Genomic DNA, 10,408 nt, shown 5'->3' with positions numbered 1-10,408 from the left:
GACGAGACGAGCGCTACCGCCAAACCGAGCCGCTCAAGGGGGTCAAAATTGGAAGCCGATACGGGGTCAAATTTGAACGCCGATTGACAGTCTTTCGCCTCCTTGAGCCGATCATCCAGCTTGTTTACGGATTATGATCACGTAGTAGGCACACGTTACCAAGCCTGAATTCGAGAATGTATAGGGCGACTTGATTTCAAAGTGCATCGTATCGCCTTGGCAAAGGACGTATTCGTCGTCGCCCAAGTGCACGATAAGCTCCTCTTCCTGAACGATGATGAACTTCTCAGTTGGGACGGAGTAAGCTGGGAGAAGACCAGATGATTCATCGAGAATTCACGGATCGTAGAAATAGTGCGTAAGAGGCAACGTTTGCGCGCGCCAGACCTCGCCACAGGTTCACGAAGCTGCGCGTTCTGGTTGCCCGAGAACGAGGCGGCGATGTTGTCGAACACGACGAGCGCTGGGCGCAGCGCGATCACTTTTGCCTTGATCGCAGTGAACAGCGGGGGCTTTCGTGACGCCCTTATCGGCCAGCGCGAGTGCACCATCGCGGATATCCGCGGACACCAAAATGCAGGTTGATCAACTCGTGCATGTCAAACGCCAGTTCTCGAGCGATGCGATGCGTCCTGCGCCGTATCTCGCGCTCGCTCCTCCACCAATAGGAAAACCGCCGGACGGAGCTCGATCACGATCCCGAGCCAATCCTGTGCGCCGCGCGCGGACGCGCAGCTCGCCAGCGGCATCGTCATCGTCTTTCCCGTGCCGCCGTCTCCCGACAGGATCGTGACGTCGGCCCGTGGAGTCTTTCCGTGCGCAAACCAGTCGACCGGTGGCGGCTGCTCAGCTGGCCACTCCGGCAGAGTGACAAATTGCACCGGCAGAGCTGCTTGCTTGGCGTCGATGGCTCAAAGTCATTCCTCGAGCTGTTCCCGCCCCGGACAGTGCCGCCGCGCGATGCGATTTGTCGTGGGTAACATTACGTCCCAGGGCGTCAGTGAATGGTCGAGCCCTTTGTGGTGCGGCGGCGATAGCCGGCCGTGATGAGAGCTGTTGGCCGTCTTCGTCATCATCGCGTCACAACATTTGGGTGATTATCTTCTTACCGTCAATTACAGATAGAATTCGTGCCTGACCGGAACAAGAAAGTTCTCACGCCTCCAATGTCATCGCGGGAAAGTCATGATCAGATTCATGTGGGCGCTTTTGGTGTGCGTATTGAGTTTCTCCGTACAGGCGTCCGCGTCATGTAGTTCGCAGCCAGGCTTGCAGCTGCAGTTCTTCTCCACGAGCCAGCTCAGTCAGATCGCGTCGGCCGCCGCGCAGACAACGGAAACTCAGTTTAATGCAGCCCAAGGTCAGCTCGCGGCCCAGCTGACCAGCTTGTTCGGCTCCACCAAGAGCGCAATTCTGTCGAAATTGACGGCGGCCTCGCCACTCTACGGCAGCATCAACGACGATGGCCTGGCGCTGATTTTCACGAGCACGTTGGCGTTCGAATTGATCGACGCATGCACGCGCATCAATACCACGATGTCGGCAATCGATACGATCAACAATCGGGCGACGATGGGGGTCGCCTGCCAGGGGTTTGCGTCCCTGGCATTGCAACTGTTCTATCAGATCAAGCCAAATTCAACGCTCATGGTGACCAATTTCGGTACCAGCCGGGATTCGTCGGTGGACGATCACTCGATCATTGCAGCGTTTGGGTCCGGCACCGGTGGTGGGTCCGGCGTCGACTTGTTCGTCGACCCAACTGTGTCGATCGTGGCGCCCGTGAGCCTCTGGGGGCTGCTAACCCACCAAAGCGTCGCGCAGTCGGCGATCGTCCAGTTTTCGCAACGGGTGGGCAATCCCGAGGATGTCTATCGGCAGGAAGACATCGGCATGATCACCCAGGGGACGCTGGACTTCCGGACGCTGCTCTATGCGTATTCCGGCCTCTCCGATCCCGCAAATCCGACATTTGGAAAGACGCGCTTCCTCGATCCAACCCCAATTAACCGCACGTACCAGGTGTACGATCTCACCAGCGCCGCGGCGTCGTCGAACATAACCGCACCGGCATTCTGGTATGTTGACGGAGTTGCCGGCGATCTGTGGGAGCTCTCGTCGGCCGGGCTCTACAATACCGGGTACAATGCCTCTGCCATTAGTTCGGTCACAAACGGCATCTACTTCATCCAGGCAAAAACCGGCTACCTGCTGGCTTACCTGACCGGCACTTCCGGGTTTTTCAATGTGACGTCGGGTGGAGCAAATCTTCAAGCGACCAGCATGGCGCCGCATGTGAGCAACGCGTATCTATGGTTTGTCGATCCCAGCACCAAGCTTTGGTATACGAACTCCGCTGGGCAAGCCTTCGTGGGCAACACGGGCGGCACGACCATGGTCGTCGGCACCGGAGATACCGTGCAGCAACTGACGGCGGGAGGGCAGCTCTACGAAGCGACCGCCGCGCATAGCTTTACTCTCGTCGATGCCAGCGTCCACGGCCTGTGGCAGTCGAAGCCCACCGGTTGGGATTTCGCGACGAGCCCAAAGTGCCAAACCACGTCCGACCCGGCTTGCCGCGGCGATGCGGTCAAGCTCGATGCGTGGAACGGCAATTATGGCACCCTTTATTATCGCGACGGGACCAAGACCACGCCGGCGTGGGCGCAGATCCACACTGACGTCGCTACCGTCTTGCTCGGATACCAGGGACCCACGGTCAACTACCTCACCGGTGCGGGCAATATTTGCTATTTCAACTCGAGTGCGGAGTGGGGAGTTGGCGGATACAACAACGAGTTGATTCCAAGCACAGACTGGTCGGCGACCACCGGAACGCCGCCCCTGCCATCGCCGCCTTCTCCGTGGGGGACCCTTGCGTACTACGGAGATCCGAGCCAGTCCGGAAAGCTCTCCATCCAGGCGGCAAATTCAAACGGCTATTCCTATTACAAGCTTTCGGATCGTTGGGTCGACGCGGCGGTGAACAACGTCGCCTGTCCTTGAGACGGGACTGTTGCCACCGCCGTGGGCGCGGGACCTGACAAATAGGCGTTGATCATGATGTCGGGCGCGCCGTCCGTGAGCGTTTGTCGTGAGTCTCTGCGAGCATCGTCGTGACAGAAGATGGAGTCCATTGATGCGCAAACTGATCTTCACGCTTGCCGCGTGGCTGGCGCTTACGCCAGTCTTTGCAGCTCAGACCAACTGGACCAACACCTGCACGACGTGGCATTTCAATCCAAACAATGTCCGCGATCCGACCATCGTGTTCAACAATACGAGCTTGCCGAATTGGGGCGTGTGCCCAGGATATGACGGCACGCCCTATGAATTTCATCCATGCAACTTCGCGCCCAACACGACGCCGGCGACTTGTTCGGACGGAACAGGTCCGAAGGATGCCTGCGCGAACACATGGACACAAATCCCGCTCTGGCCGCAGTTCAACATTCCCGCCACAGCGAAGGAAGTCATCCTGACCGGCAACTCCTACATCACTGGTCCAAACCAGTGGACCGCGACGGTCTACGCATGGTTTCGCGCACCAGGTTCGACATGGGCGCTTTCACCGATCTTCGATGGCGGCTACATGTCGACGTTGGTCGTCCATGCGCCGGTCGGTCTGGTGAACGGTGTTCCGAACATTGAGATGGCGTGGAGAGCCGAGGGCGCGACACTCGCGCCAGCACCAAATCCCGATACCGTCGCGCTGGTGATGATTCTGTCGGGATGGTGTGAATAAGAAAGCAGCACGAGACCGACGTAGTTTCGCTCGCCTCGGAACTGCCAGTGATGCCCATTTGGCATCATCGACAGGATTGGCTCCGGGCGGGCGAACTGGCTCCAAAAGCCGTAGGGGCGACCCGCAGCAAATTAGCCCGCGTTGGCCTTCAGGCCGGCGGCCTCGATGCCGGCCACGGCGCAGATCTCGTCATTGTCCGACGTGTCGCCGCTGACGCCGACGGCGCCGAGCAGGGTGGTGCCGTCCATGATCAGCACGCCGCCGGGGACCGGCACCAGCCGGCCCTGCGCCAGCGTGTTCACGGAATCGATGAAGTAGGCCTGCTCCTGCGCGCGCTGGAACAGCGCCCGCGAGCCCATGCCCAGCGCCAGCGCGCCATAGGCCTTGCCATGGGCGATCTCGGCCCGCATCAGGCTGGTGCCGTCCTGCGCCACCGTCACCTTCACGGCGCCGCGGGCATCGAGGATGGTGACGACCAGCGGCTTGAATTTCTTCTCGACCCCCTTGGCCAGCGCGGCATCCAGAATCTTGCGGGCGGTGTCGAGGGTGAGATCAGCCATGGGCCTGTTCCTTTGTCGGCAATGATTGGTCGGATTTCGATGTCGCACGTTTCAGGCTCATCGCCAATACGCTGGCGACGTGCAGCGGCGCGCGCCCGCTGCCGTCCTTGATCTGGTGCCGGCACGAGGTGCCGTCCGCCACGATCAACGTGTCCTGATCGGCGCTCCTGACCGCCGGCAGGAGCGACAGCTCGGCCATCTCGATCGAGGCCTGATAGGTGTCCGCGCCATAGCCGAAGGCGCCGGCCATGCCGCAGCAGCTCGACTCGATGGTCGTGACGTCGAGGCCGGGCACCAGCCGCAGCACCTTCTCCACCGGCTTGAACGCGCCGAACGATTTCTGGTGGCAATGGCCGTGCACGACGGCCTTGCCGGCGAGCTTGCCGAGCGGCAAGGCGAGGCGTCCGGCCTCGGCCTCCCGCACCAGGAATTCCTCGAACAGCAAAGCGTGTGCGCTGACGGTCTTTGCTGCGTCGTCTGAACGCAGCGACAGCAGTTCGTCCCGCAAGGTCAGCAGGCAGCTCGGCTCGAGCCCGATGATCGGCACGCCGCGCGCCGCGAACGGCGCGTAGGTCGCAACCAGCCGACCGAGCTCCGCGCGGGCCTGATCGACCAAGCCGGCCGACAGGAAGGTCCGCCCGCAGCAGGGTGGCCGGCCGCCGTCCGACGGTTGCGGCAGGTGCACGCGATAGCCGCCGACGACCAGCACCTCGATCGCTGCGTCGAGATTTTCCCGCTCGTAGCCGCGGTTGAAGGTGTCGGCGAACAGCACCACCTCGCGGCCGTCGGGCGGACCCAGCGCATCGGCCTCGGGGCGGAACGTATCGCTGCGAAACGCCGGCAGCGCGCGTTTGGCGCTGATGCCCGCGAACTTCTCGAACAGCGCACGCAGCCAAGGGCTGCCGTTGCGCCAGTTCGCGACCGGCGCGAAACGCGAGGCGAGATCGAGGTAGCGCGGCAGATAGCCGACCAGCCGGTCGCGCAACGACAGGCCATGCGTCGCGGCCCGCACTGCGAGCACCTCGATCTTCATCTTGGCCATGTCGACGCCGGTCGGGCATTCGTGACGGCACGCCTTGCACGACACGCAAAGCTTCAGCGTGTCCATCATCTCGTCGGAGGCCAGCGCGTCGGGGCCGAGCTGGCCGGAGATCGCAAGCCGCAGCGTGTTGGCGCGGCCGCGGGTGACGTCCTTCTCGTTGCGGGTAGCACGATAAGACGGGCACATCACGCCGCCTTCGAGCTTGCGGCAGGCGCCGTTGTTGTTGCACATCTCGACCGCGCCCTGGAAGCCGCCGCCGGCGCCGGGATAGGCCGACCAGTCCAGCGCGGTCTTCAATTCAGCGACGCGATAGTCCGGCGAATAGCGAAACAGCGAGCGGTCATCCATCTTGGGCGGATCGACGATCTTGCCCGGGTTGAGCGTGCTGCCGGGGTCGAAGCGCTGCTTGACCTCGCGGAAATCGGCAACGATGCGCTGCCCGAACATGCTCTCGTGGAATTCCGAGCGCACCAGGCCGTCGCCATGCTCGCCGGAATGCGAGCCCTTGTATTCGCGCACCATCGCGAAGGCTTCCTCGGCAATGGCGCGCATCGCCTTGACGTCCTTCTCGAGCTTGAGATTGAGCACCGGGCGCACATGCAGGCAGCCTTCGGAGGCGTGGGCATACATCGTGCCGCGGGTGCCGTGTTTGGCGAACACGGCATTGAGCCGTTCGGTGTAGTCGGCGAGATGCGGCAGCGGCACCGCGCAATCCTCGACGAACGAGACCGGCTTGCCCTCCTGCTTCATCGACATCATGACGTTGAGCCCGGCGGCACGGAAATCGGCAATGCCGGATTGCAGCGCCGGTTCGACGATTTCGACCACGCCGCCCCATTTGCGCTGCGGCTTGTCCCAGCCGAAGCCGAGGTCGCCCATCAGCTCGCCGAGCTGCTTGAGGCGGACGAGATTGTCGGCCTGGTCCTCCTCGGCGAATTCGACCACCAGGATCGCGTCCGGATCGCCGCGCACCGCGGCCGCGATGATCGGCTGGAACATCGCGATCTCGCGCCCCAACGCGATCATGGTGCGATCGACCAACTCGACGGCGATGGGCCGCAGCTTGACCAGATGCTGGGCCGCGTCCATCGCCTCGTAGAAGCTGCCGAAATGGCAGACGCCGAGCGCCTTGTTGCGGATCACCGGCCACAGCTTGAGCTCGACCTGCGTCGTGAAGGCCAGCGTGCCTTCCGAGCCGACCAGCAGATGCGCCATGTTGTTCGGCGCATTGCGCGGCACCAGCGCATCGAGGTTGTAGCCGCCGACCCGGCGCTGCACCTTGGGGAATTTGTCCGCGATCTCGGCCGCCTCGCGTTCGCCGAGATCGAGCATGTCGCGGAACAGCTTCAGTCCGCTGTCGGCAACCTCGATGCCGCCGAGGTCGCGCGGCACCTCGCCGAACTGCAGCAGAGTGCCGTCGGCCAGCGCCGCATCCATCGCCAGCGTGTTGTCGCGCATGGTGCCGTAGCGCAGCGAGCGGCCGCCGCATGAATTGTTGCCGGCCATGCCGCCGATCGTTGCGCGCGATGCGGTCGAGACGTCGACCGGAAACCACAGGCCGTGTTTCCTGAGTTGCCGGTTGAGATCGTCGAGCACGATGCCGGGCTCGACCACGCAGGAGCGGTTCTCGACGTCGAGCGAGATGATCTTGTTCAGATGCTTGGACAGGTCGACCACGATGCCGTCATTGACGGTCTGGCCGCATTGCGAGGTGCCGCCGCCACGCGGCGTCACGATCCGCCCGGCGTCGCGGACGATCGCAAGCGTTCGCAGCGCCTCGTCGACGGTGCGGGGCACCACCACGCCGGCCGGCATGATCTGGTAGAACGAGGCATCGGTCGCGTAGCGGCCCCGGTTGAAGGCGTCGAAAAACACGTCGCCGGTCAGTTCGGACCGCAGGAGCTGTTCGAGCGAGGAGGCGTTCTTCATCCCGGATCCGCTGTGATCCACGGCACAACCAACATCGGCCGTGAATTATTCATTCGATTGAGGTCCGAATTACATTATGAATACAAAATGAGCAAGGCTGCGCGCGAGGCTAGCGGTCGTGAGGCGCGGCCTCAGGGGTGCCATCCTGCTCCTCCGCAAGATGCTCGATGGCGGCGCTTCGCTTGTTGCGCAGGTGCTGGAACAGGATGTCGGCCAGTTCGTTCCCGGCGCGGCGGCGCAGCGCATCGAGGATCGCCTCGTGCTCCCGCATCGCCTCGGCCCAGCGCTGCCGCTTGCGGGCGAAATTGGCGGAGTAGCGGACGCGGCGGATCCGGCCGGCGAAATTGGCATAGGCCGTCTTGAGGGTGTCGTTGCGTGCGGCCGCGACGATGCTCTCGTGGATCTGTTGGTTGACCTGGAAATAGCCGTGCATGTCGCGGTGCAGATAGTGGCCGTACATCTCGTAGTGCAGCCGCTCGATCGCGGTGATTTCCTCGTCCGTGATGGCCTCGCAGGCCAGCCGGCCGGCGAGGCCCTCCAGCCCGGCCATCACGTCGAACAGTTCCGCGAGGTCGCGCTGGCTGAGCTGGCGCACCCGGGCGCCGCGATTGGGCAAGAGCTCGATCAGGCCTTCGGCGGCCAGCACCTTGAGCGCTTCACGCAGCGGCGTCCTGGAAATTCCAAGCATTTCGCAGAGCTGCCGCTCCGGAACGCGGGCGCCCTCCGCGATGTTGCCTTCAACCACATAGTCGCGAAGCCGCAGCAGGATCTCGCCGTGCAGCGAGGCTTCCTGGCGGTCGTCGCCATTGCCGGTGGCGGGCGGGGTGAACGGAACCCCGGCTTCGGGAATCGTGGATTTCATATTCAAGACAATAGTTTGCCGATTTGATTGCGTCGACGTCTTCGATCGAATACCAAATTTGGATTGAAAAGACAAAAAATGAATGCAAAATGATCCGACAGCGCGCCGGGACACGGCGATCGGGAGGTTTTCATGCATCAGGGACGCCATTTTCTCCAGATTCCGGGCCCGAGCCCGGTCCCGGATCGCGTTCTTCGCGCCATGGACATGCCGGTCATCGACCACCGTAGCGCTGAATTCGGCGAGCTCGGCCGGACGGTGCTGGAGGGCAGCGCCAAGGTCTTTCAGACCAAGGGCCCGGTGGTGATCTTCCCGTCGTCGGGGACCGGAGCCTGGGAAGCCGCAATCGTCAACACGCTGTCGCCCGGCGACAAGGTCCTGATGGTCGAGACCGGCCATTTCGCCACCCTGTGGCGTCAATTGGCCGGCCGGTTCGGGATCGAGGTCGACTTCATTCCCGGCGATTGGCGGCGCGGTGCCGACCCTGCCCTGATCGAAGCAAAGCTTGCCGCCGACACCGCGCACAGCATCAAGGCGGTGATGGTCGTTCACAACGAAACCTCGACCGGCGCCACCAGCCGCATCGCGGAGATCCGCGATGTGATCGATCGCGCCGCGCATCCGGCGCTGTTGATGGTCGACACCATCTCCTCGCTCGGCTCGGTCGATTACCGCCACGACGAATGGAAGGTCGATGTCAGCGTCAGCTGCTCGCAGAAGGGCTTCATGCTGCCGCCCGGCCTCGGCTTCAACGCGATCTCGGACAAGGCACGCGCCGCGTCGCGCAGCAACAAGATGCCGCGCTCCTATTTCGACTGGGAGGAAATGCTGAAGCCGAACGCCAACGGTTTCTTCCCCTATACGCCGGCGACGAACCTGCTGTACGGGCTGCGCGAGGCCATCGCGATGCTGCTGGAGGAGGGGCTCGACAATGTGTTCGCCCGCCACCAGCGGCTCGCAGCTGCGACGCGAGCCGCCGTCAATCAATGGGGGCTCGACGTGCTCTGCCAGGAACCCGCGGAGTTCTCGCCGGTGCTGACCGCGGTGCTGATGCCGCCCGGCCATGATGCCGATGCGTTCCGCAAGACCGTGCTCGACAATTTCAACATGTCGCTCGGCTCCGGCCTGTCGAAGGTCGCCGGCAAGGTGTTCCGCATCGGTCATCTCGGCGAGTGCAACGAGCTGACATTGCTGGGCGCGCTCACCGGCGTCGAGATGGGTCTTTCGGTGGCCGGCGTCCCGCACCGCAAGGGCGGCGTCGAGGCGGCGATGAAGCTGCTCGAGCAGCGCGACCAGCGCAATGCCTCGCCACATCTGAAGGTGGTCAGCACCTAGCTGCCACCGCATTCCGCAGGTCAACGAACTCAGAATAGACGCGGATCAGGGAAGGGGAGGATATGAGGCTTCGATTCAAGGCCACCCATGTCGTGCTGGCCATGCTGTGCGTGATGTATTTCATCACTTACGTCGACCGGGTGAACATCGGCACCGCGGCCGGCGAGATCCAGAAGGAGCTCGGCCTGTCCAACACCGAGCTCGGCCTGGTGTTCTCGGCTTTCGCCTATCCCTATCTCTTGTTCCAGGTGATCGGCGGCTGGGTCGGCGATCGCTTCGGGCCGCGCCAGACCCTGTTCTGGTGCGGCATGATCTGGGCCGCGGCGACCATCATGACCGGCTTCGTCCATGGCCTGGCGGCGTTGTTCATCGCGCGTTTCGCGCTGGGGTTCGGCGAAGGCGCGACGTTTCCAACCGCGACCCGCGCCATGCAGTACTGGACGCCCGCCAAGCGCCGCGGTTTCGCGCAAGGGTTGACCCACTCGTTCGCGCGGCTCGGCAATGCGGTGACCCCGCCGGTCGTTGCGCTCCTGATCCTCTGGCTGACCTGGCGCGGCGCATTCGTCGTGCTCGGTGTCGTCAGTCTGATCTGGGGCGTCGTGTGGGTCTGGTACTTCCGCAACGAGCCGAGGGATCACCGCTCGATCACGGAAGCTGAGCTCGCGACGCTGCCGCCGCGGCCGCAAGGCGAGCGGCCCAAGGTGCCGTGGGGACCGCTGTTGCAGCGGATGTGGCCGGTGACGCTGACCTATTTCTGCTACGGCTGGTGCCTGTGGCTCTATCTCAACTGGCTGCCGCTGTTCTTCAAGAACAACTACAGCCTCGATCTGAAGAACTCGGCGCTGTTCGCATCCGGCGTGTTTTTCGCGGGCGTCATCGGCGACAGCGTCGGCGGCGTCATCTCCGACCGCATTCTCGAACGCACGGGCAATGTG

8 protein-coding genes are annotated in these 10,408 nt (G+C 63.0%); 4 read left to right on the top strand and 4 right to left on the bottom strand.

Annotated features, from left to right (window positions below):
- Positions 1–599: 599 nt before the first annotated feature.
- Positions 600–881: an AAA family ATPase gene (locus tag B2W55_RS34305; protein ID WP_024582723.1), complete on the bottom strand. Its 282-nt coding sequence runs from the start codon at positions 879–881 to the stop codon at positions 600–602.
- A gap of 388 nt (positions 882–1,269) precedes the next feature.
- Between B2W55_RS34305 and B2W55_RS30435 the strand changes: the two genes are divergently transcribed.
- Complete coding sequence (locus tag B2W55_RS30435; protein ID WP_100554861.1) at positions 1,270–3,006, top strand: hypothetical protein; 1,737 nt, start codon at positions 1,270–1,272, stop codon at positions 3,004–3,006.
- A 133-nt stretch (positions 3,007–3,139) separates the two neighbouring features.
- Complete coding sequence (locus B2W55_RS30430; RefSeq protein ID WP_024582725.1) at positions 3,140–3,745, top strand: hypothetical protein; 606 nt, start codon at positions 3,140–3,142, stop codon at positions 3,743–3,745.
- A gap of 131 nt (positions 3,746–3,876) precedes the next feature.
- Here the strand turns inward: B2W55_RS30430 and B2W55_RS30425 are convergent, their stop codons facing one another.
- From B2W55_RS30425 to B2W55_RS30415, 3 genes are all read right to left on the bottom strand, one after another.
- Positions 3,877–4,305: a GlcG/HbpS family heme-binding protein gene (locus B2W55_RS30425; protein WP_024582726.1), complete on the bottom strand. Its 429-nt coding sequence runs from the start codon at positions 4,303–4,305 to the stop codon at positions 3,877–3,879.
- The gene (locus B2W55_RS30420) at positions 4,298–7,276 is read right to left on the bottom strand and encodes an FAD-binding and (Fe-S)-binding domain-containing protein (RefSeq protein ID WP_024582727.1); all 2,979 of its coding nucleotides are present in this window, start codon (positions 7,274–7,276) and stop codon (positions 4,298–4,300) included. The genes B2W55_RS30425 and B2W55_RS30420 overlap by 8 nt, the downstream gene beginning before the upstream one ends.
- 109 nt (positions 7,277–7,385) lie before the next feature.
- Positions 7,386–8,138 carry a GntR family transcriptional regulator gene (locus B2W55_RS30415; protein WP_024582728.1) on the bottom strand — a complete coding sequence of 251 codons (753 nt, stop codon included), beginning with the start codon at positions 8,136–8,138 and terminating at the stop codon, positions 7,386–7,388.
- Between the two features lie 132 nt (positions 8,139–8,270).
- On the opposite strand from B2W55_RS30415, the gene B2W55_RS30410 reads away from it, so the two are divergent.
- Positions 8,271–9,473: a pyridoxal-phosphate-dependent aminotransferase family protein gene (locus B2W55_RS30410; RefSeq protein ID WP_024582729.1), complete on the top strand. Its 1,203-nt coding sequence runs from the start codon at positions 8,271–8,273 to the stop codon at positions 9,471–9,473.
- A gap of 62 nt (positions 9,474–9,535) precedes the next feature.
- The coding region (locus tag B2W55_RS30405; protein WP_291532725.1) for an MFS transporter at positions 9,536–10,408 on the top strand (873 nt) is incomplete at its 3' end.

The organism is Bradyrhizobium sp. UBA2491, assembly GCF_002341725.1.
Classification (GTDB): Bacteria; Pseudomonadota; Alphaproteobacteria; order Rhizobiales; family Xanthobacteraceae; genus Bradyrhizobium.
Note: the sequence above shows the minus strand (reverse complement) of the source record. Positions and strands in the feature narration are given on the sequence as shown.

Excerpts from the sequence above, each read along its gene's own strand:
- B2W55_RS30430 (WP_024582725.1), top strand. The coding sequence starts at position 3,140 with ATGCGCAAACTGATCTTCACGCTTGCCGCGTGGCTGGCGCTTACGCCA.
- B2W55_RS30425 (WP_024582726.1), bottom strand. The coding sequence starts at position 4,305 with ATGGCTGATCTCACCCTCGACACCGCCCGCAAGATTCTGGATGCCGCG.
- B2W55_RS30420 (WP_024582727.1), bottom strand. The coding sequence starts at position 7,276 with ATGAAGAACGCCTCCTCGCTCGAACAGCTCCTGCGGTCCGAACTGACC.
- B2W55_RS30415 (WP_024582728.1), bottom strand. The coding sequence starts at position 8,138 with ATGAAATCCACGATTCCCGAAGCCGGGGTTCCGTTCACCCCGCCCGCC.
- B2W55_RS30410 (WP_024582729.1), top strand. The coding sequence starts at position 8,271 with ATGCATCAGGGACGCCATTTTCTCCAGATTCCGGGCCCGAGCCCGGTC.